Below are 24966 nucleotides of genomic sequence, written 5' to 3'. Positions count from 1 at the left end.
CCGACGGTGCCGGGCATACTGCCCGGCACCGTCGGCGCATCAGCTCTTGCTGTTCAGTTCTTGCTATCCGCGACGGCCGCAGACCGGCCACGCGCCGATCCCCTGGGACTGCAGCACGTTCTCCGCGACCCGAATCTGCTCTTCGCGCGATGCGTGCTGCGGAGATCCGCTGCCGCCGTTGGACTGCCAGGTGCCCAACGTGAACTGCAGGCCGCCGAAGTAGCCGTTGCCGGTGTTGATCGCCCAGTTGCCACCGGACTCGCAGGCCGCGACGGCATCCCAGTTGACGGAATCGGCATTGGCTGCGCCGGCGCCCAGCGCCATCGGGGCCACAACCAGCGCCCCACCCATCACAGCCATCGCGAGCTTCTTACGGACGTTCTGCAAAACTTTTCCTTTCGCCACGCGCGCGCCATCGCCACACCCGCCAGAGGCGGGCGTGCAGGGGTCCATGGGAGACCGCGGATTCATCGGGTTGTGCCATCTCGGTCAGGCACAACAGGGGAGGCGTGTCTCGAGACAAGACATGCCCGCCGGCTCTCGCACAGCGGCGGCCTGCCCGTTCGGGCTGCCACTCCCCACTCACACGCAGGGTTGTTTTCAGATCATGTGAAGTTGTCTGTTCCCTCGCGGGACAAAAAGGACCGTACGTGCCGATTCGCACCGAGTCACATCGCCGAAACCACTATCTCGTTTTGATCACGGGCAGATAACGATGAATTGTTGGCCTGGTCCACGCAGGTCAACGGCACAATTGCGAGTGCCGCCACTTGTTACCAAATACCCCGCAATCGTGACATATGTCACTCATATTTTGTGAAGCCGGACACGTTTTTGCAGACAATCCCAATTGACCTGCGCACGAGCCAAATTGGCAGAAGTTAATGGTGTGACGGATGTGCACAGATGGATTTGCAGTCGCAAAATGACTCTCCAGCAATCGTTTTGCCATTCCTCGAGTCACACCCGCTCCAGCGAGGCGTTGTCATCATGACCTGAATCTGTTGCCCATCAGTCACATACACGTCAACACGATCGATCACCACACCAGCCAACTCACCCTCGGCACCTCCTCGAAATATGATCTATACCAACAGCTTTCGCAACCATCTGCAGCGCGCCTCCAATCATGCTGTACAGCAGAGTTTTTCGATAGCCGCCAATCTCACCCATCTCGCGTCGGCGGGCGTAGTAACTGGTTTGTCACAGCGCCGCGGCGACAGCCATTCCCGGCGCCCACCGTCTCGCGCGGCGACCGTGCGTGTCCAACACTCAGAAACAAACGTTCCGATAACCCATGCAACTCCATAAAGTGCTGGAGGACAACAAATCTTGACGGTCACGGCAGAAAGATCGGCGGTACTCACCGCTGCCGGGCCACGCACCCACGACAACAACGCGCCAAATTGTTCGACAACAATTCAGCTGGGTCGGTAATTGTCAGACGAGGTCGGCGGCAGCATTGACGTTGGTCAGCGCCGGCGAGGCCGCCATCACGATCCGCTGAGTGTTGACCGTGTCGACCAGCGCCCGCATGCTGCGCTCCCCTGCCGCGATCAGCTCCTCGATCCGGCCGGCCAACGCGGTGCTGTAGATACCGGCCAGGTAGTGATCACGACCGTCCCAGGGCAGGATCACGTCGGCTCCGGTGTGACCGGCAAGCTCGTCGATCAAATCCGCCGTCATCTGCGGCATATCGACCGCACAGACAAAGGCCCGTTCGGCGCCCGCATCGGCAGCCGCCCGCAGCCCTCGAGCGGTGGCCAGCAACGGACCGACCCCGCGAACCTCGTCCCGTAGCACCGAGGCAGACAGCTCCGGCAACGCCTGGCCGGGAGCCGCGATCACAAACACCGGCGCACAGCGCGCGGAAACCGCAGCCAGGACGTGTTCGACCATGGTCTTGGAGCCCGTAGGTCCGGAAACGACCATGCTCGCCTTGTCGCGCCCCATCCGTCGGGACGCACCACCGGCCAGAACAACACCGGCCAGCGGAGAGGACATGCGCCTCAGGCTAGTCGACGGTCCAGGTGTCTCGCCCCCGAAGCAGCGACTGAAGTGCAGCCGTGTCGTTCGGGAGGGTCTCCATGGCGCTGGCCACCTGGGTACGAGCGGCGTCGTTGTAGGTGGGCCGACTGATCTGCCGGAAAATCCCCATCACGGTGTGCTCGAGGTTCTGATCACTGAGCCGCGACAGCGCAAACGAGTACGACGGATCGTTGAGCGACGGATCGTGTACCACGATCTCCTCGGCGGAGACGTCGGCGGTCTTGGCGACCTCGAGTCCGAATCCGTTGCGCACCACGGCGTACTCGTCACCCGAACCGAAGGTGATGGGCTCGCCCGGCTTCACCCGGATGACACGCTCTTCGGCGCCTTCCTTACGGAGCAGGTCGAAGGAGCCGTCGTTGAAGATCGGGCAGTCCTGCAGGATCTCCACCAATGCGGCACCGCGGTGAGCCGCGGCGGCGCGCAAGACCTCGGTGAGTCCGGCCCGATCGGAGTCCAGCGCCCGCCCCACAAAGGTGGCCTCGGCGCCCAGCGCCAACGACACCGGGTTGAACGGGTGATCGAGGGAGCCCATGGGCGTCGACTTGGTGACCTTGCCGACCTCGGAGGTCGGTGAGTACTGGCCCTTCGTCAAGCCGTAGATCCGGTTGTTGAACAGCAGGATCGTGATGTTCATGTTGCGGCGCAGCGCGTGGATCAGGTGGTTGCCACCGATGGACAGCGCGTCACCGTCACCGGTGACCACCCACACCGACAGGTCGTCACGTGCCAGCGACAGTCCGGTCGCGATCGACGGCGCGCGACCGTGGATCGAGTGCAGACCGTAGGTCTCCAAGTAGTACGGGAAGCGGCTGGAGCAGCCGATACCGCTGACAAACACCATGTTCTCGCGCCGCAGGCCCAGCTCCGGCAGGAAGTTGCGGATGGTGTTGAGGATGACGTAATCACCGCACCCGGGGCACCAACGGACCTCCTGGTCGCTGGTGAAGTCCTTGCCCTTCATCGGCTGATCGGTGGTGGGCACACCACTGGTCTTCGAGATCGGGGTCAGGCCAAGATCCGCGTGGTCGAGTCCGTTGACGCTACCCATCAGGTCAGTCATGAGTCTGCTCCTACACCGGTCTCGGCCGGCGCCCGCACTTCTTGAATTACCGCGCCCAGTCGGGCGAGTTTGGCTTTGTCACTTTCCTTTTCGGCCAGCGTTCCGTCGAGTGCGGAATCGATGACCTCTTCGAGCTCGTCGGCCAGGAACGCCATACCCTGCACCTTGGTCACCGACTGCACGTCGACCAGGAAACGGCCCCTCAGCAGCAGCGCCAGCTGGCCCAGGTTCATCTCGGGGGCGACCACCTTGGGGAAGCGCCGCAGCACTTCTTCCAGATTCGCCGGGAACGGGTTCAGGTACCGCAGGTGGGCATGCGCCACCTTGATGCCCTTGCGACGCGCGCGCCGGCAGGCCTCACCGATCGGGCCGTACGAACTGCCCCAGCCGAGCAACAGCAGTTCCGCATCACCGGTCGGGTCGTCGACCTCCAGGTCGGGAACCTCGATGCCGGCGATCTTCTCCTGCCGCAGGCGCACCATCAGGTCGTGGTTGGCCGGATCGTAGGAGATGTTGCCCGAACCATTGGCCGATTCCAGGCCGCCGATGCGGTGTTCGAGACCCGGGGTGCCCGGGATGGCGAACTGCCGCGCAAGGGTCTTCGGGTCACGCGCGTAGGGCTGGAACGGCTCGCCCTCGTTGACAAAGGCGTGGGCGATCTTGGCGTAGCCGGCGATATCCGGAATCCGCCACGGCTCACTGCCGTTGGCGATGGCGCCGTCGGAAAGCACGATCACCGGGGTGTGGTACTTGATGGCGATCCGCACAGCTTCCACCGCGACGTCGAAGCAGTCGGACGGCGAACGCGGCGCCAGCACGGCCACCGGCGACTCGCCGTTACGGCCGAACATCGCCTGGAGCAGATCAGCCTGCTCGGTTTTGGTGGGCAGACCCGTCGACGGACCGCCACGCTGCACGTCGATGATCACCAGCGGCAGCTCGATCATCACCGCCAGGCCGATGGCCTCGGACTTCAGCGAGATGCCCGGGCCTGATGTGGTGGTGACGCCCAGAGCTCCGCCGTAGGAAGCACCGATGGCCGAACCGATTCCGGCGATCTCGTCCTCGGCCTGGAAGGTCAGCACATTGAAGTTCTTGTGCTTGGAGAGCTCGTGGAGGATGTCGGAGGCCGGCGTGATGGGGTAACTGCCCAGCATCACCTGCAGGTCAGCGAGGTGGCCGGCGGCGACGAGACCGTAGGCCAGTGCGGTGTTACCCGAGATCTGCCGGTACTCACCCGACTTCAGCTTCGCCGGCGCCACCTCGTAGGTGGTGGCAAACGCTTCGGTGGTCTCGCCGTAGTTCCAGCCGGCCTTCAGCGCGAGCACGTTGGCTTCGGCCACGTCGGGCTTGCGGGCGAACTTCTCCCGGATGAACGTTTCGCTGGTCTCGATCGGCCGCCCGTACATCCAGGACAGCAGCCCGAGGGCAAACATGTTCTTGGCGCGCTGACCGTCCTTCTTGGAGGCGCCGATGACTTCGACCGCACCAAGCGTCAGCGATGTCATCGCGACGGCCTGGACGTTGTAGTCGGAAAGCTCCTCGGTCTCGAGCGGGTTGGCCTCGTAACCGACCTTGGCCAGGTTCCGCTTGGTGAACTCGTCGGAGTTGGCGATGATCAGGCCACCACGGGGCAGGTCGTCGATATTGGCTTTGAGCGCCGCCGGGTTCATCGCGACGAGGACGTCGGGGCGATCGCCCGCGGTGAGGATGTCGTAGTCGGCGATCTGGATCTGGAACGACGAAACTCCGGGCAAGGTGCCCTGTGGCGCCCGGATCTCGGCGGGGTAGTTGGGCTGGGTGGCCAGGTCGTTACCGAAGAGAGCGGCCTCGGAGGTGAAACGGTCGCCGGTGAGCTGCATGCCGTCGCCGGAGTCACCCGCGAAGCGGATGACCACCTTCTCCAGTTTTTCCCTAGGTTGCGACTTGGTTCCGTTATCCATCGGCCCCACGTCCCCGCCTTTCACCCGTCGAAAATGTGCAGCTTCGGATCGAGCTTGCCCCGGCGCAGTTCGGTGAACACACCTGGGATGAACAGCTCATCAGAAGTTGATGTCACTCTTAGTACCGATTATTGCACTTTCCTTAGGCAAGGCCCGACGCCTGGACTCACCGACACGCCATCAACCCGTTCGGGTCGATGCAGTTCAGGACCATGACGAACGCGCCAATGAGACAAAATTGTGGCTTTCGTCACGTTAGTTGCGCCCGGAAAATAAGAACGAATTCGTACGCGCCGGCAACTTGTTCATCGGCCGGTACCCGATTGCCGATATCACAGCGTCAGCCTGGGATGTTGTAGGGCGTGACCACCTGCACCTGCACCGGGCGAACCGGTCCGGCAGGCAGCGCCCCTCGCTCTTGGAGGATCATCCGCAGCGCCAGCCGCGCATCGGCGTGCAGGTCGTTGTGCAGCACCACCGAGATCCGCCCTTCCCGCAGCAGTCGACGGTTGTCCGCGTCGAGATCGTGGGCCACGAACACCCTGCACTTCTTGCCCAGTGTCTCGAACGCGGCAACGGTTGCCGCGTTGCCGCCGCCCACCGAGTAGACGGCTTCGATGCCTGGGTTCTGCCGTAGCGCCTCGAGCACCAGCCGTTCGTTGGTCTCGTCGATACCGTCGCTGTCGGTGACGTCGACGACGGTCAGCCCCGAGCCCCGCAGGCCGGCCCGGAAACCGACCTCGCGCTCCCCTTCCCCGCGGAAGACATTTCGAGACAGTGTGATCAGCACCCCCGGTGATCCGTCAGCCGCGGCGGGGCGCAGCCACTCGCGAATCAGGTAGGCCGCTGTCACCCCCGCGGCGTGGTTGTCGATGCCGACGTATCCGCACCGCCGGCTGCCCGGCACGTCCGTCGTGTACGTCACGACCGGAGTCCCGGCACCCACCAGCCGGTCGATCGCCTCGGCGACCTCCGGCTCATCCGGCGCTTTCAGGATCACCCCGTGGCTGCCGCGCAGATTCGCCAGCTGGTCCACGGTGGTTGCCGTGGCACCGCTTTCCCAGAGATGGAACCTGGCACGCAACATGGCAGGCGCAAAGGACGGCAGCTCAGCCTCAACCGCGGCACGAAAGGCGTCGGAGAACCGCGTCGGGGTCTGCATCACCACGTCGATCAGGTAGCGCCTGCCGTTCAGCCGCAACTGGGCGCGCTGCTTGTCCAGATCCGCGATGGCCTGCACAACCTCCGCGCGGGTGTTCTCCCGGACGCCGGACCGATCGTTGAGGACCCGATCGACGGTCGCCTCGCTGAGGCCACACTGCTGAGCGATCTCCCGAACCTTGTACCGGTGCGCCATCAGCCCTCCTGCGTGCGATGCGGATGTGGTCCCGCCACTGCGCCGTCCGCAGCCTACCGAATGAGGTGTTTTTGATGGTTTTTTGGTGTTGATTGTGTTCCACCACACAGCAAGACTCGTGGCCATGTCCCTCCACCCCCTCACCACGGCACCGGGCGCCTGGATCGAGGACTCAGACAGCAACCTCGACGATTTCCGTGCACAGGTCCTGCGCACCACCGATCTGGCCGACTACCCGCACGCCCATGCCACCCGCGACGGCGTCCTCGTCTACCCAGCCGATTCGTTCGCCGCGGCCGATCGCCGCACGCTGCAGGCCGAGCTGATCCGCGCCCTGACCGACGGCCCCGGCGTGGTGGTCTTCGAGAACGCCTTCGACGGCGCCGTCGTGGACCGCGCCAGCGCCGCGTTCGACGAGCTGATCGCCCGGCAACGGTCCGAGGGCACCGCGGCGGGTGACCACTTCGGCAAGCCCGGAGCCAACGACCGGGTGTGGAACGCCGCCCAGAAGCTGGCGCTGCACTCCCCGGACGTCTTCGCCGACTACTACGCCAACGACGCGCTCGCGCTGATCTGCCAGGCCTGGCTCGGTCCGCGCTACCAGGTGACCTCTCAGGTCAACGTCGTCAATCCCGGCGGTGCAGCGCAGGTTCCGCACCGCGACTATCACCTGGGTTTTGTCGACGTCGATCAACTCACCGACTACCCCGCCCATCAACACCGGCTGTCCCCGGCGCTGACCCTGCAGGGCGCGGTGGCGCACTGTGACATGCCGGTCGAGAGTGGACCCACCATGCTACTGCCGTATTCCCAGCAGTTCACGGCCGGCTACGTCGCCTTCTACCGGCCCGAGTTCATCGAGTTCTTCGCCGAACACCACGTGCAGACCCCACTCCGCAAAGGCGATGCGGCGTTCTTCAACCCCGCGCTGTATCACGCTGCCGGACAAAACAAGTCGGCCGACATCAAACGAATGGCCAACCTGTTGCAGGTGTCCTCGCCGTTCGGCCGGGCCATGGAATCGCTGGATCGCACCGCCATGGTGCGGGCGATCTACCCGGCGCTGCAGACCATGCGGGCAGCAGGCCGCTCCGGCAAGCACGTCCTCAACACCGTGGTCGCCACCGCCGAGGGTTACGCGTTCCCCACCAATCTCGACCTCGACCAGCCCATCGGAAGCCTCGCCCCGCCGAGCCAGGTCGACGTCGTACTCGACGCTCTGGCAAGTGAATTCACCCTCGATCAACTCGACGAAGCACTGCGCGCACACAACGAACGGAGAATCTCATGACCACCCTCGGACTCATCGGTCTCGGCCGTATCGGAGCATTTCACACCGAGACCCTGACCGGGTTGGCCGAAGTCGACGAGCTTGTCATCACCGACGCACGCCCCGAGATCGTCAGGCAGGTGGCCGACAAATACGGTGCCAGGCCGGTGGACTCGGTGGAGGCGCTGCTGTCGGCGGGCATCGACGGTGTGGTGGTCGCCGCAGCCACCGCGGCGCATGCCGAGCTGACACTGGCCGCTGTCGAACGAGGACTACCCACGTTCTGCGAGAAACCCGTTGCATCCACGGCCAGCGAGAGCGCCCGCGTCGCCGAGGCGATCGCCCGCTACGGTGTCCCGGTGCAGATCGGCTACCAGCGCCGGTTCGACGCCGCCTTCGCCGCCGCCAAGGCCGCGGTGGACAGCGGCTCCCTGGGCAACCTGCACACTGTCCGGAGCACCACCATGGACCCCGCTCCCCCACCGTTGGACTACATCAAAGAATCCGGTGGCATCTTCCGGGATTGTGCTGTCCACGATTTCGACGCCCTGCGCTGGATCACCGGCCAGGAGGCCGTCGAGGTGTACGCCACCGGCAGCGTGCAGGGCGACCCACTGTTCACCGAATACGGCGACGTGGACACCGCCGCGATCATCGTTCGCTTCGATGCCGGTGCGCTGGGCGTGGTGTCGGCGGCCCGGTACAACGGCCGCGGCTACGACTGCCGACTCGAAGTGCACGGGTTCAACGACACCGTGGTGGCAGGTTGGGATCAGGGCGTGCCGGTTCAGAACACCGATCCACACATCGACTTCCCCACCGGGCAGCCCCACCACTTCTTCATGGACCGCTTCACCGAGGCCTTCCGGCGCGAGCTGCGCGGCTTCGTCCGCGTGGTGCAGGGTGGCCCCATTCAGGGCGCCACGGTCGCCGATGCCATCGAGGTGGCGTGGATCGCCGAGGCCGCCGCAGAGTCCCTGCGCCGCGGAGTTCCGGTGCGCATCGAGGAGGTTCGCAAGTGAAGATCGCCGGCGCACCGATCTCTTGGGGGGTATGCGAGGTACCCGGCTGGGGCTATCAGCTCGACAGCCACCGGGTACTCACCGAAATGCGCGAAGCCGGATTGACGGCCACGGAGCTGGGCCCTGATGGCTTCCTGCCTGCCGATCCCGCCGAGCTCACCACACTGCTCGACACGATCGGACTGTCGTGTGTCGGTGGATTTGTACCGGTTGTGCTGCACGACCCCGCCCACGATCCCGCCGACGATCTTGCTGCGCCGCTGGAGTCGCTGGTCGCCGCGAAGGCCGACGTGGTGGTGCTGGCGGCGGCCACCGGCGCCGACGGTTATGACACCCGGCCCGACCTCGACGAGGCACAGTGGAACACGTTGTTGGCCAACCTGGATCGGCTGGCGGACATCGTGGCGCGAGGCGGCCTCAAAGCTGTGCTGCACCCGCATGTGGGGACCATGGTCGAGACCCGGGCCGACGTCGACCGGGTACTGACCGGTTCGGCGATTCCCCTGTGCCTGGACACCGGACACCTGCTGATCGGGGGCACCGACCCGTTGACGCTCACCCGCGACGTGCCGGACCGGATCGAACACGCGCATCTCAAGGATGTCAACCTCGAGCTGGCCCGCAAGGTACAAGAGGGCGATCTCAGCTACACCCAGGCCGTCGCGGCCGGCATGTACGTCCCGCTCGGCGCCGGCGACGTCGACATCGCCGGCATCGTCAAGACACTGGAGGACGGCGGTTACTCCGGTTGGTATGTGATGGAGCAGGACAACATTCTCCACGGTGAGCCCGAAGGTGAGGGCCCACTCTCCGACGTTCTGGCCAGTGTCCGCTTCCTGCAGAGCATTTCGTGACCCTGCGAATAGGTGTCCTGGGAGCCTCCCGCATCGCGGAGAACGCCATCGTCAGACCGGCCGCTGAACTCGGACACCGGTTGGTGGCGGTGGCCGCGCGCGATCCGGACCGCGCCGCGGTGTTCGCCGACAAGTACGGCGTGGAGCGGGTGTTGGGCTCCTATCAGGAGGTGATCGACGACGCGGACGTCGACGTCATCTACAACCCGCTGGCCAACGCATTACACGCACCGTGGAACCTGGCCGCGATCGCATCCGGTAAGCCGGTGCTCAGCGAAAAGCCGTTCGCCGACAACAGGAAACAGGCCGCCGAAGTGGCCGCCGCCGCTGAGTCGGCCGGCGTCACCGTGCTGGAGGGGTTTCACTATCTGTTCCATCCGGTGACCCAGCGAGCACTGGAACTCGCCGGCGACGGCACCCTGGGTGAACTACGGCGCATCGAGGTACGGATGACCATGCCGGAGCCCGCCGACAGCGATCCGCGCTGGTCACTCGAACTCGCCGGCGGCGCCTTGATGGACCTCGGTTGTTACGGGTTGCACATCATGCGGACCTTCGGCGCACATACCGGCGGCGCACCGCGGGTGACATCGGCGACCGCGGTGCAGCGTCATCCCGGTGTGGACGAGAGCTGTAACGTCGAGTTGGCCTTCCCGGGCGGGGCGAAGGGTATGTCTCGACACACCATGGTGTCCGACGCGTACCGGTTCACTTTGCAGGTGTTCGGCAGTGCGGGCGACGTGCTGGTGCACGACTTCATCAAACCCAACGAGGATGACCGCATCACCATCACGACGTCTTCGGGCACCAGGGTGGAGCAGATGGGCAAGCGAGCCTCGTACACCTACCAGCTGGAAGCCTTTGCCGCACACGTCGAACACGGTGTCACGTTGCCCATCGACTCCGCCGATGCCGTGGCCAACATGGCGCTGATCGACGACGCCTACCGGGCTGCGGGAATGCAGCCGCGTTGACAGCGCAGAATCAATTCCGCGGTGCTCCGGTCGAACCCCGGATCACCAGCCGGGGTGCACTGGTCCTGTCGACAGAGCCGCCGACATCTACTCCGCCCAGCTGCGTGACCACCCGATCGATCGCGGCGACCGCAAGCGTGTCGGTGTCTTGACTGATGGTGGTGAGGTCGATGTGAGCCAGGCCGGCGAGTGGGTTGTTGTCATAGCCGACCACCGATACATCATCGGGAATCGCCATCCCGTGGCGGATCAGTATGTCGAGCACCCCGAGGGCACACCGGTCGTTGAAGGCGAAGATCGCCGTGGGCGGCGGTTCGGGATCGGCCAGCAACGCCGCGGCGGCGACCGCCCCTTCCCGCTCGGTGAGCCCGCCGTCGACCAACCGCCCGACGATGCCGGCGGCGGCCACCGCACGGGTGAACCCACGGCGGCGTTGCGCCGCTCCGGGCGCGCGGCCACCGTCGAGGTAGACGATCGAGCGGTGCCCCAGACCGACAAGGTGCTGCACTGCCAGCCCGGCGCCCGAAGCATCGTCGCTGCGCACCACATCCACACCCTGCACCCGGCGGGCCATCACCACCACCGGCACATGCGCCCGGAGAGCAACGAGCTCACGTCGCGGTAGGTCGCTGCCGATCAGGATCAGTGCATCACAGCGGTCGTCGAGCAGCGTGCGAATCGCCCGCCGCTCGTCGCGGCGGGGAGTGACACAGCTCAGCACCACCTCGTAACCAGCGGCGTCGGCGGCCACGTACACGGCGTCGACCAGCCCGGCGTGGAACTCCTGGGCAGGGGTGAAGACCACACCGATCAGGTTCGACCGCCGCTGGCGCAGCCTTCTGGCACGGGGATCGGGGCGGTAGCCGAGCGCGTCGGCTGCCGCCCGCACCTTCTCGCGGGTGGCCTCACTGGCGCCCGGCGCGTTGCGCATGACGATGGACACCAGGGCACGCGACACGTTCGCGCGCGCCGCGACATCCGCCAAGGTCGGCCTGCGATTCTGCACACCGGGATTCTAGAACGATCTACATGATCCGAGTCGCTGCTCCACAGCGGGGCCGGGCGGGACGGAGAGCCGTTCCCCGACCGCACTATTGCCCGAGGTTCTACTCCGCAACTCCGACGTCGAATCTCACAACCCTCACGTCAAGAGCGTGTTACAAGAACCAGTAAAAGGTCCATAGGTCTTGTTTTTAGTTCTTTTGAGTCCTACGCTCTCGTGAACTCAGTGACTCACATCACCCCAGGACGAAAGGCAGGCTTGGATGGCCGTCATTCCAGAACCCGTATCGCAATCCAATGCTGAACCGACAGAACGCCACACACTCAAGCGCGGCGCCATCGGCCTGGCAGGTGTGGTGTTCATGGTGGTCGCGTTCTCCGCGCCGATCACCGCAATGACGGGCAACCTCCCGGTCGCCGTCGGATTCGGAAACGGCTTGGGAGCACCGGCGGGCTTCATCATCGCCACCATCGTGCTGAGCATCTTCAGCGTCGGGTTCATCGCACTGGCACGGCACATCACCGCAGCCGGGGCGTTCTACACCTTTGTTTCGCGGGGTTGGTCGAAGATCCCCGGTCTGCCTGCCGGCGTGATGACCGCCTTCACCTACATGACGATGGAAGCGGGCCTGATCGGCATCTTCTCCGCTTTTGCCAACCAGGCGGTTTCGTCGCAGTTCGGGATCGACGTGCCCTGGCCGGTCTTCGCGGTGATCGGCCTGGTCACCATCGCGGTGCTGTCACATTGGGATATCTCGGTTGCCGCAAAGGTCCTTGGTGTCGTACTGGTCTCCGAGATCGTGATGCTGGCCCTCACCGCAACGACATCGCTGCTGCATCACCCCGAGGGCATGAGCTGGGAATCACTGAACCCGGTCAGCGCATTGAGCACCAACGGTGTCGCCGGCGGCGTCGTGGGCCTGGGCATGTTGATGGCATTCTGGTCGTGGGTGGGCTTCGAATCGACGGCCATCTACGGTGAAGAATCGAAGAATCCCAAGAAGATCGTGCCTCAGGCGACCATGATCGCCGTCATCGGTATCGGCGTCTTCTACACCTTCATCGCCTGGGGTGTCATCGTCGGCAACGGTCCGACCAAAGCCGTCGAACTCTCTTCCGGCCCCAACCCGTTCGACTTGATCTATGCACCGACTCAGCAATACGTCGGACAGTGGGCGGTCACGGTGTTCGAGTGGCTGGTGATCTTCGGGTCGTTCGCCTGTGCGCTTGCCATTCACAACTCGGCAGCCCGCTACCTGTTCGCCTTCGGTCGCGACGGCTTGCTGCCGCGGCGGCTCGGGGAGGCACACCCCAAACACGCCTCACCCTGGATCGCGTCACTCACCCAGAGCGCCTTCGCCGCCATGGTGCTGACCATCTGCGCAATCAGCGGCGCCGACCCCTACGCCGTGCTGTTTGTGGTGGTCGCGATCCTGGCGACGCTGTGCCTGCTGATCGTGCAAACCATGTCCTCGATTGCCACCGTGGTCTACTTCCACGTCCGCAAGCAGCACCCGGAGACGGCCAGCTGGTGGCGGACGCTGGCCGCACCCATCATCGGCGGCGCCGGGATGCTCTACGTCATCTACCTCATGACCTCCAACATGTCTGCCGCCGCCGGAAGCGCGTCGGAAACGCTGTTCTTCAAGCTGATCCCGTACATCCTCGCGCTGCTGTTGTTCGGGTCGATCGCGGTCGCGCTCTATTGGCGAAAAGCCAAGCCCGAGCTCTATTCCCGTATCGGATCGACAGTGTTCGACGACAAGCCCACCGACTGATCGGGGGTCCCGGTGGGGCCACCTCCGCGGTGGCCCCACCGGGACTCACACCACTTGAGAACAGACGACAGCACTTCGGAGAGGCGAACCGTGACGGACTGGTCGACAACAAGGGTCCTGGTGACTGGCGGCAGCCAGGGAATCGGATTGGGTATCGCCGAGGGCTTTGCCGATGCCGGCGCCGCAGTGGCGATCAGCGGTCGCTCCCTCGAGAAGCTGCAGCACGCGGCCGAAGCACTTGCCGCACGCGGCCATCACGTACACACGGTCGTGGCAGACGTGGCCGACCGCGCTTCGTGTGTGGCCATGGCCGAGGCAGCCGCACACACCCTCGGCGGCTTGGATGTGTTGTGCGCCAATGCCGGTATCTATCCAGAGCGCGACCTGGACGACCTCGACGAAGCCGACGTGAATGCGATCTTCGGCACCAACGTGGGTGGAACCGTCTTCAGCGTGCAAGCCTGTCGACCCGCGCTGCGCGCCAGTGGCCGCGGCCGCGTGGTCATCACGTCATCGATCACCGGCGCGATAACCGGCTACCGCGGGCTGTCCCATTACGGCGCGAGCAAGGCTGCACAGCTGGGATTCGCGCGCTCCGCGGCGCTGGAACTCGCCGACGACGGCATCACGGTGAACTCGATACTGCCGGGCAGTATCCGGACCGAAGGACTCGACGGGCTCGGCGAAGCCGCGGTCGCCCAGATGGTCGCGTGCATCCCACAGCGCCGACTCGGCACACCCGCCGATATCGCCGCGGCCGCAATGTTCTTCGCCAGCGAAGAGGCCTCCTTCATCACCGGTCAGACGCTGGTGGTCGACGGCGGTCAGACTCTTCCCGAGCTCCCGGAGAGCAATTGAAGCCGGGCCGCCGGCTCCCGCGGTCAGCGTTTGAGCCAGCTCTCGAGGGTGTTGCGGGTGTCGTTGATGTGCTCTTCCATCCGCACCCCCGCCAGCTCGGGATCCCGGTTCTCGATGGCTTCCAGAATCGACTCGTGGTAGTCGTTGGCGTTGGGTTCCAACCGCCCGAAGATCGCACCCACCGGCAGCCACATCCGGCGGCGAGCATCACCCACCGCGTCCAGCAGTCGATCATTCTGGGCAGCTTGGGCGATTCCCATGTGAAATGCCGTATCCAGGGTCTGAAACTCCGTGGTGTGCTGCGCGGACTGATCCCCGAGTGCGGTCTCCAGCGCCTCGTCCATACCCGTGAGCAACTTGTGCAGGTCGGTGAGATCAGCACTGCGGCGGCGCGTGGCAGCCAGCCGCGTGGCACCGGTCTCCACGATGATGCGGTAGTCGAAGGCGTCGCGGATCGCCCGCTTGTTCCGGCGCAGCTCGCGCCGCATTTCCGCGGCGTCGATGGCGGGCGCCTGAACGGTGAATCCGCCACCGCGGCCGCGCCGGACCGCGATCTGACCTTCACGCTCCAGTACCGCCACCGCCGTCCGGACCGTGGTTCGCGACACATCGAGCATCTCGGAAAGCTCACGCTCGGTGGGCAGCCGGTCACCCGGACGAAACTGCCCCAGCTCGAGAGCTCGGCGCATCTGATCCACCACCAGCTCATGAGCAGGTATCTGGCGGACCGGACTCAATGCCGACGGGCGTTCGGCGGTCATGACGAGCCCCTTCCTTTGCCCGCAGAGACTACCGCATCCAGCTCGAGAAAACCGTTTTGCCCTGCCCTTTAGACCAAAAATTTCGGTGCCGGTGACACCGGGTTGTAGCGTCATATTTTTAAGACCTAAAGACTTGACCATTAGTACTTTGTGAATGAAACTTGGTGGAGAATCTGCGATTTCACACCACCAGCGGAAAGGTTGGAGCATTGGGAAACAAAGTCATCGTGACCGGGGGCGCAGGCGTCATCGGCCAAGCGATCTGTCGTCGGCTGTTGCAGGGCGGCTACTCTCCGGTTGCCGCCGACCTGAAGCCGGCCATCGACGCCGTCGACTTCACCCAGGCAGACCTGCAGGGCACGGCAGCGGTGGTGATGGACGTGACCGACCGCGACAGCGTCGACACCGCGGTGGCGGCGGTGGCAGAGCAGGGCGAAACCCTGTTCGGGCTGGTCAACTGCGCCGGGATCCTGCGTGATTCTTTCCTCGGAGAACTCGACGAAAGCAAGCTCGAGTTGATGTTCCAGGTCAACATCGCCGGCATGGCGCGGGTCACCGATGCGGTGGCACCGCTGTTGACCAAGGGCAGCGCCATCGTCAACGTCGGCAGCCTGACCGGGCACTTCGGCCGGTTCCGTGGCGCTTCAGTCTACGGCGCAACCAAAGCGGGGATCGCCGCCTACACCCGTTACATCGCCGAAGAGCTTGCACCACGCGAGATTCGGGTCAACAACGTCGCCCCCGGAGTCATCCGGGCACCGATGAGTCCGTCGATGGCACGAGTCTCCGGAGGCGAAGAGCTCAGCGCGTCCTACGCAATGCTCAAGCGCATCGGCGAACCGGAAGAGGTCGCCGAAGCGGTGGAGTTCCTGCTGTCCCCGCGTGCCTCGTTCATCACCGCTCAGACCCTGCTGGTCGACGGAGGCGTCGTCGCATGGTGACCACAACCGAGCCGGCCGGCACCCTGGCGGCGGAATTCAGCACGGTCGATGCCGCCAACGCAACATCGTTCGACCGGCTCAACGCTGCCGACCCATGGGTCGTCGATGTCGCCGCGGCACGCAATGTGCTGCCCGGTTACCGGGACAACCTGGTACTGACCTCCGGCGCACCGATGGCCTGGTCGAACTACACCGGAGGGCAACGGGAGGCGCTGATCGGTGGGGCGCTGTTCGAAGGCCTGGCCAACAGCCGCGAGGAGGCCATCGCGGGATTCGACTCCGGCAGCATCGAAGTCGGTGCGTGCCATGACTATGCGGCAGTCGGCTCGCTGGCCGGCATCTACACCGCGTCCATGCCGGTCTTCGTGGTGGAGAACCGTGCCCACGGCAACCGCGGCTTCTGCAACTTCTACGAAGGCAAAGAGCCCCGCCGCCTCAACTACGGCTGCTACGACGAGGGTGTCCACGAGCGCCTGTTGCACGTCAACACCGTGCTGGCCCCGGTGGTCGGTGAAGCCATCCGCCGCCGCGGCGGGATCGCGCTGAAGCCGTTGATCGCCCGCGCACTGCGGATGGGCGATGAGGTGCACAGCCGCAACGCAGCGGCGTCCATCCTGTTCAATCGCGAGATCCTGCCCGCGGTCCTGGACATGACCGACGAGCGGGTGCCCGGTGTCCGTGAAACCATGCTCCACCTGGCCGAGAACGACTACTTCTTCCTGCGGCTGTCGATGGCCGCCGCCAAAGCCTCGGCCGATGCCATGGTGGTGCCGGGCTCGACCCTGATCTCGGCCATGGCATTCAGCTGCCGCGGTTTTGCGGTCAAACTCGCAGGCCTCGGCGAGACCTGGTTCGAAGGCCCGCCGCCGATCCATCAGGGCAAGCTGTTCGCCGGCCACACCGAGGACGAGATCACCTGGATGGGCGGCGAATCCCCCATCACCGAGACCATCGGGCTCGGCGGGTTTGCCCAGGCCTGCGCACTGTCACTGCAGGAGTACCAGGGCGGGTCACCGGAAGTGATGATCGAGCGCAACCTCGAGATGTACTCGATCACCCACGGCGAGAACAGCACCTACCGCATCCCACACTTCGGGTTCCGCGGCACCCCCACCGGAATCGACGCCCGGAAGGTCCTCGAGACCGGCGTGCTGCCGGTGATGGATGTCGGGCTGGCCGGACGCGACGGCGGCCAGATCGGCGCCGGCGTCATCCGCGCCCCGCGGGAATGCTTCGCCGACGCACTCGCCGAGCACCACCGGCAGTTCGGACCCTCGTGACTTCCGGGGCCTCCACACCGTCACTGCCGCTGACCTTCAGCGGCGGTGACGCCCTCGTCACCGGCGCCGCCTCGGGAATCGGCGCGGCCATCGCCCGTACCCTCATGGCGGCGGGAGTCCGCACCATCAGAGTGGACCTGCGGGAACCAGAAGCCGAGGCCGGTCATCCGCCGCACCTGCAGGCGGCGGTGGCCGGCGACGTGCGCGACCCGAACCTGTTGACATTGCTGACCGATGCCGGAGCGCGCCCCGAGAACCTTGGCTATCTGGTCAATTGTGCTGGGGTGATCGACAACACGGGCTTCCATGGTGTCGAACGTGCGGCCTGGATGAGGTGTCTGGAGATCAATTTGGTCGGCGCCTACAACACCATCGATGTGTTGGGCCCGGTCCTGCGCACCGCAGCGGCGGCGGCCGTCGTGAACATCACCTCGATCGAGGCCGCGCGGGTCATAGCGCTGTCGAATCCCGACCCCACGCCCCAGTACGCCGCGTCCAAAGCCGGGTTGCAGATGCTGACGCAAACCGCCGCCCGCGCGCTGGCCGGCGACGGCATTCGGGTCAACAGCGTTTCGCCGGGATTTGTTGCCACCCCGATGGCCGCGGCCCACGGCGACACCTCCACGTTGCCACCGGCCCTGGCCTCCCGGGTGCCCGCGGGACGCTTCGCGGACCCGGGCGATATCGCCAATGCGGTCGCCTTCCTGCTCAGCGACCAAGCCGGCTACATAACCGGATCCGACCTGCGGGTCGACGGAGGCTTTCAGCTGACATGACCGATACCGAAACCCCCGACCCGGTGGTGGTTTACGAACCCTCACTCGGCCGCCAGACCCGAGCCGGATCCTGGGAGCAGCTCGCCAAGGGAACCTTCCGAACCGCGGTAGAACATCTTGCCGTCGGTGACTGGGACGGCGCGGCCACACTGGTGGAGATCTCGGTGGCCGAAGCCGAAGAGCTCCATGACATCTATCAACGATGGCCCGAGGCCATCCGGGCCTGGATCGAAGCCCGCGGTGTCCCAGCAGAACTGGTCGACGCTGCCCTCACTCGGCTGACCACGACGATCGGCGAACCGGCGATGTCGGGTATCGCGGCGGAATGGCCACAGTTCACCGCCGCGGTCGTGATCGCCGCGGACTCCTGCCGGAGGCAGCGCCCGGACGCGGCGACGGCTGTCGAAACCGCCCGAGCCGTCTGGCAGCGTATTCACGACCACGCCGTGGACCGCGTCAGCGGCCTCATCGACATCGCCGTCACCACCGTCGGCGAGCACAGCCTCGGCGAGCTGTGGGATTCGCTGATGGCCGACTGGTATGAGATCCACGCGCAGCGCTACGCCTTGAGCAACCAGCCATGGAGCACCTCGGCACACCAACTCATGATCGCCATCGTCGACGGCTTCCACGCCCACCTGAGCGGTACCGGCCGCCAAGGCGACATCGAGATCATCGACGAACCCACCCGCATCGGCTTCCGGTTTGCCCCCTGCGGTTCCGGCGGGCGAAGTCTCGATGCCCGCATCACCGACAACCAGCCGAGGGCAGGCTCCCCCTTCGGATTTGCCGTCACCACCACCGCGCACGACTTCGCCTGGAACAAGATCGGCGTCTGCAGCTATTGCGTGCACTGCTGCCTGCTCAACGAAGTCATGCCCATCGACCGGTTGGGTTATCCCACCCGCGTGATCGACGCGCCGATCTGGAACCCGGACAACCCGACCACCGACTGCACCTGGTGGGTATACCGGGACCCGGCCGATATACCCGATGACGTCTACGAACGTGTCGGCCGCAGCCCCGACCGCCGGCCGAGTCGACGAGAGGAGCTGTGATGGCAGAACCAATGGCGATGACACAACTCGAAGTGCCCGACTACGACCTGGGCATTCGCGGGAAACTGGTCCGCACCGCAAAGACGGTCCATCCCACCAACCTGGCGTTCTGCACCATCCTGTACGGGCTGTCGGTCGTCGATGACGTCACCGACACACCATTCAGCAACGCCGACAACGGATATCCCGATGCGACGCTGATTCCGGACGAGAGCACTCGTGTTGCCCTGCCCTGGCGACCGGGAACCGATGCCGTGATCGCCGACCTCGCCGGCGCCGACGGCACACCCATCGACATCTCGCCGCGCGCCGCCCTCGGTTCGCTCGTCAGCAAGTATCTAGACCTGGATCTGGAGCCGGTGCTCGGGTTCGAGTACGAGCTGTGGCTGTTCCACGACCGCACCGAGGGCGCCAACGCACGTCGCTCGCTGAGCAGCACCGAGAACGCCTACAGCCTCACCCGAGTTGCCGAAACCCAGGAATTGGCAACTGAATACATCACCCGGATGCACGCGGTGGGCATCGAGGTCGAGATGTTCCACAGCGAGCTCGGTCCCGGATTCTTCGAATTCACGTTGGCGCCGGCCCGAGCCTGTCGGGCCGCGGACAACGCCGTCCGCGCCAAACAGTATCTGCGTGATCTGTGCGCCGAACGCGGCCTCTACGCCAGCTTCATGGCCAAGCCGTTTGCCGGCAAATCCGGTGCCGGCGGCCATCTGCATTCGAGCTTGACCCGCAACAACACCAACATCTTCGCCGACGAGCAGCTGCGGCTCTCCCCGGAAGCCGAGGCGTATCTGGCCGGACTGCTCGCCGGCATGGCCGACACCACCGCGCTGCTGAACCCCTATGTCAACTCCTACAAACGCATCGATCCGGACATGTTCACCCCGGCCACGGCGAGCTGGGGCCATGACGACCGGAGCACCGCATGCCGGGTGATCCTCAACGACGTGAACTCTGCCCGGGTCGAGCATCGCCGTCCCGGCGCCGACGCCAGCCCGTACCTGGTTGCAGCGGCAGTTCTGGCGGCCGGTCTGCACGGACTGCAGGAGCGGCTGGTGCTACCCGAACCGGGCGCCGACCCCGTGCCGGTCCCCGGTGACCTCGCCACCGCGGCCGACGCGTTCGAGAACTCGCCCTGGCTCGCCGACCTTCTCGGCAAGCCGTTTTGCTCCTCCTACGCCGCCACGCGCCACGCCGAAGCCCAGCGGTACGACGAATGGCTCAGAACTACCATCACGACCTGGGAACTCGCCCGTCACCTGGAGCACCAATGAACACTGATTCCGCCCTCCTGGACCTCGACCGGTTCGACGAACTCGCGCGCACCGGAGAAATCGACACCGTGGTTTGCGCCACCCCGGACCCCTACGGCCGCTTGGTCGGGAAGCGCCTGACCATCGGGGCTTTCCGCTCGTTGGGGATCAGTCGTGCCGGCATCAACGCCAGCAGCTTCATCTTTGCGGTGGACCTGGAGATGAACCCGCTGGATCTGCCGGTATCCAACGCCGCCAACGGCTGGGCCGACATTCGGCTGATCCCCGATCTGTCGACGATGCGACGGGTTCCCTGGGAGCCCAATGTCGCCGTGGTCATCTGCGACGCGTACGAATCCGATTCCGACACCTTGCTTTCGGTGGCGCCGCGCACCATTCTTCGGCGTCAGATAGAACGCGCGGAACGCGAGGGGCTGACGTTCAAATTCGCCTCGGAGCTGGAATTCTTCCTGTCCAGCACACCACCCCGGCAGGCCTGGGAGCTGGGGTATGAGAATCTGAAGATGTTGTCGGACTATCGATCCGACTATCAGATGGTGCAGTCCAGTCGAGATGATTGGTTCATCGAGCGGATCCGCAATCAGATGCCAGGATTTGGCATCTCCATCGAATCGTCGAAACCGGAGTGGGGTCTGGGACAGCAGGAGGTCACCCTCGACTACTCCGACACCCTCGAGATGGCAGACCGCCACGTGTTGTTCAAGTACGGCGTCAAACAGCTGGCCCACGCCGCGGATCTCACCGTCACCTTCATGGCCAAACCCAAGATCGATGAAGTCGGCTCATCCTGCCATCTGCACGTCAGCATGTGGTCCACCGACGACAACAGCCTGTGCTGGTCCACCGATCCGGCCGGCGGCATGTCGGCTCAATTCGGCTCGTTTGTGGCCGGCCAACTCGAGCATGCCGCCGACATCACGCTGATGCTGGCTCCGACTGTGAACTCCTACAAACGTTTTCAGCCCGATCAGTTCGCCGGCACCGCCATAGCACTCGGCAACGACAACCGGTCCTGCGCCTTCCGGCTGGTCGGTAAAGGACCGTCGTATCGGGTGGAGAACCGCATCCCGGGTGGCGATGTCAACCCGTACTACGCCTACTCTGCGACCATCGCGGCGGGACTCGACGGTATCGAACGCGGACTGCCCGCACCGGAGATCTTCGACGGCAACGCCTGGTCGGGTGACAACATCCAGATCGTGCCCACCGCGATGCACGAGGCGCTGGGTCGATTCGCCGACTGCGCCATGGCACGAAAGGCGTTCGGCGACGAGGTGTTCGACCACCTCCTGGCGTCATCGCGAAGTGAGCTGGTCGCCTTCGATTCTCACACCGTGACCGACTGGGAGAAGCGCCGCTACTACGAACGCGTCTGACCCGTCACAGCGCAATCTCGCTCGATCCCCCTTCACCGTCCCACAGGAGCCCCCGGATGCCGATTGACCCCATTGCCCAGAAGATGCTCGACGACGCCAAGGAGTCGGGCCGGCCCAACGCCCACCTACTGCCGGTCCCCACCGCCAGGCAGAACTTCGAGGACACGTTCGGCGCTTTGACCAAACCGCCGATTCACCGTACCGTCGATGTCGCCATCCCCACCCGCGACGGTAGCACCATCCCGGGCCGGCTCTACCTCCCCAACGAGAGCGCCACGCTGCCTTTGACGGTGTACTACCACGGCGGGGGTTGGCTACTGGGAAGTATCGACTCCCACGACGTGGCAACCCGACTGCTGGCCAACGCCTCCGGTGGTGCCGTGCTCTCGGTGGGCTATCGCCGCGGCCCCGAGTCGCGATTCCCCACTGCGGTCGACGACGCCATCGACGCGCTCGTGTGGGCCGCGGGACCGGCCTCGAATCTGGGGGTCGACAACACTCGGCTCGCGGTCGCTGGTGACAGCGCCGGCGGGAACCTCGCCGCGGCGGTCGCCCTCCACGTCCGCGACACCGGCGTGTGCACACTGTGCCACCAACTGTCGATCTATCCGGTCACCACCACCGACCTCGACCTCGGCTTCGATACCGAGTACGACGGCGTGATGCTGGAGCGCGATGAGATGCAGTGGCACCAGGACAACTATCTGCCAGGACCGGAAGCCGCCGCCGACCCGCGGGTGAGCATCCTCAACGCAAATCTGACCGGCCTCCCGGACACCACGGTGATCCTCGCCGAATGCGACCCGATCCGCCCGCAGGGCGAGCTGTACGCCAAGGCGCTCGAGCAGTCCGGGGTCACCACCGTCACCCATCTCACGCCGGGGATGGTGCATGGATTCTTCGGCCTCGACGAGGTGTTCCCGTCTGCCACCGAAGCCATGACCTTCGCCGGCGCACAGCTGGCCCAGGCCTTCTCGGCAGCACAGCGATGACCCCGACCGCGCTGGTCACCGGAGCCGCCGGCGGCATCGGCGCCGCCGTCGTGGCCAGACTGTCCGCCGACGGTGTTCACGTGATCGCCACCGATGTCGCCGAGACCGTCACCGGCCTGGCCCCGAACACCGACTATGTACCGTTCGACCTGCTCGACGGCGATCCCGATTCGCTGCTTGCCGCGGTGCCCGGCGGTGCGTTGGACTACCTGGTGAATGCAGCCGGGGTGGCCCTCTTCGACCGCGACGGATCCGTGCTGGACAGCGACGACTCCGTATGGGAGCTCACGCTGGGAGTGAACCTGCATGGGCTGCGGCGCCTGACTGCCGCTGCGGTGCCGTATCTGCGAACGGGCCGCGGGAAGAGCATCGTGAACGTCGCCAGCATCGCCGGGCTCCGAAACATGGACTCGCCGCTGGACGCCTACCAGGTCAGCAAGGCCGCAGTGGTGTCTCTGACCCGCAGCCTCGCACTTCAGTTGGCCCCTGAGGGGATTCGCGCCAACAGCGTGTGCCCCGGTGCGATCCTGACTCCGATGATCGAACCTCTCTACCTCGAGAACCCCTCTCGTCGTACCAATATGGAACAGCGAACACCGCTGGGTCGCATGGGATTTCCCGAAGACATCACCAACGCCATCCGATTCCTGCTCTCACCCGAAGCCTCGTTCATCACGGCAACCGAGCTTGTCGTCGATGGCGGATGGATCGCCCAGACCGTCTGACCTCCACGACACCATTCAAAGGTGTTGACAACTTCATCATTGGTCCAAATACTCGACCTATAGATCTTTAACGACATGAATCGCCCGCAACCAGGGCATGAGCAAGGAGACACGCACCGATGAGCGCACCCGAACAATCCCCACGCGTGGCGATCATCGGTGCCGGATTCAGCGGCCTGGCCGCTGCGATCGCTCTTCGCAAGAAGGGCATCGAGAACTTCGTCATCTTCGAGAAATCCGAGGGCATCGGCGGCACCTGGTGGTTCAACCGCTACCCGGGCGCGGAGGTCGACCTGGAATCGCACGTGTACTCGTTCTCCTACGCACGCAGCGACTGGACCCGCACCCACGTGGGATGGCAAGAACTTCAGACGTACCTGGAAAAAGTCGCCCACGACTGGGACCTTCCGCGGCGAATGAAGTTCAACGAGAAGGTGATCGACGTTCGCTGGTCCGACGAGGACCTGGTCTACACGGTGTCGACCTCCTCCGGTGCCGATCACGGCAAATTCACCGCGGTCGTCAGCGCGGTCGGCTTCCTCAACATTCCGGTGGTACCACCTTTTGCGCGCGGAGACAACGATTTCGAAGGGGCGATGTGCCACACATCGTCGTGGATCGACGGTCTCGATTTCGACGGGAAGTCCGTCGGTATCGTCGGCACCGGGTCCTCGGCGGTGCAGGTCGTCACCGAGGCCGAGAAAACGGCCACCGACGTGACGATCTTCCAGTTGGAACCGAACTGGCTGGTACCCAAGAACAGCCGGGACTTCACGCATGCGGAACGGCGACTCAACAAGCTGCGCCCCGTCTACGCCTGGCGCCGGTTTGCACTCTACTTCGACTATGACCGTCGCCAGATCCGCTCCAGCCATGCCCGCGCCACCGGATCGTTCAACAGGCGGCGCCGCCAGGCTTCCCAGGAGTTCATGCGCCGGGAGCTCGCAGGGCATCCTGACCTCCTCGAGAAGGTCACCCCGGAGTTCGCCTTCGAGGGCCGGCGCACCGTGGTGAGCGACACCTACTACGCCTCGCTGCGCAACCCGAAGGTCACGCTTGTGCCACACGGCGTGAAAGGCCTCACCCGCACCGGTGCCATCGACGCCAACGGTGACGAGCACAACCTCGACGTCATCGTGCTGGCGACGGGATTCGACGCGGCCAACTACCTCGGCAATTACCAGGTGTACGGCCAGGGCGGACAAGAACTCCACGACGCCTGGCAGGGCGAGCCCGAGGCGTTCCTCGGCATGATGGTGCCCGGCTTCCCCAACTTCTTCATCATGTACGGACCGAATACCAACTCGGTACCGCTGGTGCATTTCTACGAGGCTCAGGCCAACTTTGCGGCTTCGCTGATCAACCGCGCCGCCAAAAAGGGCCGCCGGGTGATCGATGTCCGCCGTTCGGCGTTCCTCATCTACAACGACTGGATTCAGGCCCAGCTCGCCAAAACCGTATGGGCCCGGACGGACAACTACTTCCGCGCCGGTACCGGCAAGGTGGTCTCACAGTGGCCCTACGGCGCCTCCCCATACATCTTGCTGACCAAACTGCTGCGCCGGATCGCGGTCCGCATCAGCTGAACCGGATCGGCACAACCACAA

General features: G+C 64.9%; 21 protein-coding genes and 1 pseudogene. 15 read left to right on the top strand and 7 right to left on the bottom strand.

Going from position 1 to position 24966, the window contains the following annotated elements; translation table 11 throughout:
• Positions 1-63 precede the first annotated feature (63 nt).
• The 5 genes and pseudogenes from WBB07_RS11840 to WBB07_RS11820 form a co-directional block, all read right to left on the bottom strand.
• A pseudogene (locus tag WBB07_RS11840) lies at positions 64-297 on the bottom strand (transglycosylase family protein); the annotation flags it as partial.
• A gap of 1143 nt (positions 298-1440) precedes the next feature.
• Positions 1441-2004: a molybdenum cofactor guanylyltransferase gene (mobA, locus tag WBB07_RS11835; RefSeq protein WP_526307845.1), complete on the bottom strand. Its 564-nt coding sequence runs from the start codon at positions 2002-2004 to the stop codon at positions 1441-1443.
• 10 nt (positions 2005-2014) lie between these two features.
• Complete coding sequence (locus tag WBB07_RS11830; RefSeq protein WP_526307843.1) at positions 2015-3112, bottom strand: thiamine pyrophosphate-dependent enzyme; 1098 nt, start codon at positions 3110-3112, stop codon at positions 2015-2017.
• Entirely contained in the window at positions 3109-5055 is a 1947-nt protein-coding gene (locus WBB07_RS11825) for a 2-oxoacid:acceptor oxidoreductase subunit alpha (RefSeq protein ID WP_526307841.1), read from the bottom strand. Before WBB07_RS11825 ends, WBB07_RS11830 begins: the two co-directional genes overlap by 4 nt.
• Before the next feature lie 340 nt (positions 5056-5395).
• A complete protein-coding gene (locus tag WBB07_RS11820) occupies positions 5396-6412 on the bottom strand; it encodes a LacI family DNA-binding transcriptional regulator (protein WP_526307839.1) in 1017 nt (338 codons plus the stop codon).
• A gap of 124 nt (positions 6413-6536) precedes the next feature.
• On the opposite strand from WBB07_RS11820, the gene WBB07_RS11815 reads away from it, so the two are divergent.
• Genes WBB07_RS11815 through WBB07_RS11800 form a run of 4 tightly spaced genes read left to right on the top strand, consistent with a single transcriptional unit; the run spans position 6537 to position 10532 of the window.
• On the top strand, positions 6537-7703 hold the full coding sequence (locus tag WBB07_RS11815) for a phytanoyl-CoA dioxygenase family protein (protein WP_526307837.1): 1167 nt from the start codon (positions 6537-6539) through the stop codon (positions 7701-7703).
• Positions 7700-8704, top strand: coding sequence for a Gfo/Idh/MocA family protein (locus WBB07_RS11810; RefSeq protein ID WP_526307835.1), 1005 nt, complete (start codon positions 7700-7702; stop codon positions 8702-8704). The genes WBB07_RS11815 and WBB07_RS11810 overlap by 4 nt, the downstream gene beginning before the upstream one ends.
• Positions 8701-9558 carry a sugar phosphate isomerase/epimerase family protein gene (locus WBB07_RS11805; protein WP_526307833.1) on the top strand — a complete coding sequence of 286 codons (858 nt, stop codon included), beginning with the start codon at positions 8701-8703 and terminating at the stop codon, positions 9556-9558. The genes WBB07_RS11810 and WBB07_RS11805 overlap by 4 nt, the downstream gene beginning before the upstream one ends.
• Complete coding sequence (locus WBB07_RS11800; protein WP_526307831.1) at positions 9555-10532, top strand: Gfo/Idh/MocA family protein; 978 nt, start codon at positions 9555-9557, stop codon at positions 10530-10532. The genes WBB07_RS11805 and WBB07_RS11800 overlap by 4 nt, the downstream gene beginning before the upstream one ends.
• A 10-nt stretch (positions 10533-10542) precedes the next feature.
• Here WBB07_RS11800 and WBB07_RS11795 read toward each other — a convergent pair whose 3' ends face one another.
• Positions 10543-11538: a LacI family DNA-binding transcriptional regulator gene (locus WBB07_RS11795; RefSeq protein ID WP_526307829.1), complete on the bottom strand. Its 996-nt coding sequence runs from the start codon at positions 11536-11538 to the stop codon at positions 10543-10545.
• A 259-nt stretch (positions 11539-11797) separates the two neighbouring features.
• Between WBB07_RS11795 and WBB07_RS11790 the strand changes: the two genes are divergently transcribed.
• Both WBB07_RS11790 and fabG read left to right on the top strand, forming a co-directional pair.
• On the top strand, positions 11798-13312 hold the full coding sequence (locus WBB07_RS11790) for an amino acid permease (RefSeq protein ID WP_526307827.1): 1515 nt from the start codon (positions 11798-11800) through the stop codon (positions 13310-13312).
• A gap of 90 nt (positions 13313-13402) precedes the next feature.
• Complete coding sequence (fabG, locus tag WBB07_RS11785) at positions 13403-14170, top strand: 3-oxoacyl-ACP reductase FabG (RefSeq protein WP_526307825.1); 768 nt, start codon at positions 13403-13405, stop codon at positions 14168-14170.
• 23 nt (positions 14171-14193) lie between these two features.
• On the opposite strand, the gene WBB07_RS11780 is transcribed toward fabG, so the two are convergent.
• Entirely contained in the window at positions 14194-14931 is a 738-nt protein-coding gene (locus tag WBB07_RS11780) for a FadR/GntR family transcriptional regulator (protein WP_526307823.1), read from the bottom strand.
• 209 nt (positions 14932-15140) lie between these two features.
• Between WBB07_RS11780 and WBB07_RS11775 the strand changes: the two genes are divergently transcribed.
• The 9 genes from WBB07_RS11775 (at position 15141) to WBB07_RS11735 (ending at position 24945) form a co-directional block, all read left to right on the top strand.
• Positions 15141-15872 (top strand): SDR family NAD(P)-dependent oxidoreductase, encoded by a 732-nt coding sequence (locus WBB07_RS11775; RefSeq protein WP_526307821.1) that lies wholly within the window; start codon positions 15141-15143, stop codon positions 15870-15872.
• Positions 15866-17152, top strand: a complete 1287-nt coding sequence (locus tag WBB07_RS11770) for an oxamate carbamoyltransferase subunit AllG family protein (RefSeq protein WP_526307819.1) — start codon at positions 15866-15868, stop codon at positions 17150-17152. The genes WBB07_RS11775 and WBB07_RS11770 overlap by 7 nt, the downstream gene beginning before the upstream one ends.
• Positions 17149-17928, top strand: a complete 780-nt coding sequence (locus WBB07_RS11765) for an SDR family NAD(P)-dependent oxidoreductase (protein WP_526307817.1) — start codon at positions 17149-17151, stop codon at positions 17926-17928. The genes WBB07_RS11770 and WBB07_RS11765 overlap by 4 nt, the downstream gene beginning before the upstream one ends.
• Positions 17925-18986, top strand: a complete 1062-nt coding sequence (locus tag WBB07_RS11760) for a hypothetical protein (RefSeq protein WP_526307815.1) — start codon at positions 17925-17927, stop codon at positions 18984-18986. The genes WBB07_RS11765 and WBB07_RS11760 overlap by 4 nt, the downstream gene beginning before the upstream one ends.
• Positions 18986-20266: a glutamine synthetase family protein gene (locus WBB07_RS11755; RefSeq protein ID WP_526307813.1), complete on the top strand. Its 1281-nt coding sequence runs from the start codon at positions 18986-18988 to the stop codon at positions 20264-20266. Before WBB07_RS11760 ends, WBB07_RS11755 begins: the two co-directional genes overlap by 1 nt.
• Positions 20263-21642, top strand: coding sequence for a glutamine synthetase family protein (locus tag WBB07_RS11750; protein WP_526307811.1), 1380 nt, complete (start codon positions 20263-20265; stop codon positions 21640-21642). Before WBB07_RS11755 ends, WBB07_RS11750 begins: the two co-directional genes overlap by 4 nt.
• Positions 21643-21698: 56 nt before the next feature.
• Positions 21699-22634 carry an alpha/beta hydrolase gene (locus WBB07_RS11745; RefSeq protein WP_526307809.1) on the top strand — a complete coding sequence of 312 codons (936 nt, stop codon included), beginning with the start codon at positions 21699-21701 and terminating at the stop codon, positions 22632-22634.
• A complete protein-coding gene (locus WBB07_RS11740; protein ID WP_526307807.1) occupies positions 22631-23359 on the top strand; it encodes an SDR family NAD(P)-dependent oxidoreductase in 729 nt (242 codons plus the stop codon). The genes WBB07_RS11745 and WBB07_RS11740 overlap by 4 nt, the downstream gene beginning before the upstream one ends.
• 119 nt (positions 23360-23478) lie before the next feature.
• Positions 23479-24945, top strand: a complete 1467-nt coding sequence (locus tag WBB07_RS11735; RefSeq protein WP_526307805.1) for a flavin-containing monooxygenase — start codon at positions 23479-23481, stop codon at positions 24943-24945.
• The last annotated feature ends 21 nt before the right edge of the window (positions 24946-24966 follow it).

The organism is Mycobacterium sp. (assembly GCF_049647605.1).
In the GTDB taxonomy this organism is placed as follows: Bacteria; Actinomycetota; Actinomycetes; order Mycobacteriales; family Mycobacteriaceae; genus Mycobacterium.
This window is presented reverse-complemented; position numbering and strand designations above follow the sequence as displayed.

Coding starts and splice junctions, on each gene's coding strand:
- mobA (WP_526307845.1), bottom strand. CDS start 2,004: ATGTCCTCTCCGCTGGCCGGTGTTGTTCTGGCCGGTGGTGCGTCCCGA.
- WBB07_RS11830 (WP_526307843.1), bottom strand. CDS start 3,112: ATGACTGACCTGATGGGTAGCGTCAACGGACTCGACCACGCGGATCTT.
- WBB07_RS11825 (WP_526307841.1), bottom strand. CDS start 5,055: ATGGATAACGGAACCAAGTCGCAACCTAGGGAAAAACTGGAGAAGGTG.
- WBB07_RS11820 (WP_526307839.1), bottom strand. CDS start 6,412: ATGGCGCACCGGTACAAGGTTCGGGAGATCGCTCAGCAGTGTGGCCTC.
- WBB07_RS11815 (WP_526307837.1), top strand. CDS start 6,537: ATGTCCCTCCACCCCCTCACCACGGCACCGGGCGCCTGGATCGAGGAC.
- WBB07_RS11810 (WP_526307835.1), top strand. CDS start 7,700: ATGACCACCCTCGGACTCATCGGTCTCGGCCGTATCGGAGCATTTCAC.
- WBB07_RS11790 (WP_526307827.1), top strand. CDS start 11,798: ATGGCCGTCATTCCAGAACCCGTATCGCAATCCAATGCTGAACCGACA.
- WBB07_RS11780 (WP_526307823.1), bottom strand. CDS start 14,931: ATGACCGCCGAACGCCCGTCGGCATTGAGTCCGGTCCGCCAGATACCT.
- WBB07_RS11770 (WP_526307819.1), top strand. CDS start 15,866: ATGGTGACCACAACCGAGCCGGCCGGCACCCTGGCGGCGGAATTCAGC.
- WBB07_RS11760 (WP_526307815.1), top strand. CDS start 17,925: ATGACCGATACCGAAACCCCCGACCCGGTGGTGGTTTACGAACCCTCA.
- WBB07_RS11755 (WP_526307813.1), top strand. CDS start 18,986: ATGGCAGAACCAATGGCGATGACACAACTCGAAGTGCCCGACTACGAC.
- WBB07_RS11750 (WP_526307811.1), top strand. CDS start 20,263: ATGAACACTGATTCCGCCCTCCTGGACCTCGACCGGTTCGACGAACTC.
- WBB07_RS11745 (WP_526307809.1), top strand. CDS start 21,699: ATGCCGATTGACCCCATTGCCCAGAAGATGCTCGACGACGCCAAGGAG.
- WBB07_RS11740 (WP_526307807.1), top strand. CDS start 22,631: ATGACCCCGACCGCGCTGGTCACCGGAGCCGCCGGCGGCATCGGCGCC.
- WBB07_RS11735 (WP_526307805.1), top strand. CDS start 23,479: ATGAGCGCACCCGAACAATCCCCACGCGTGGCGATCATCGGTGCCGGA.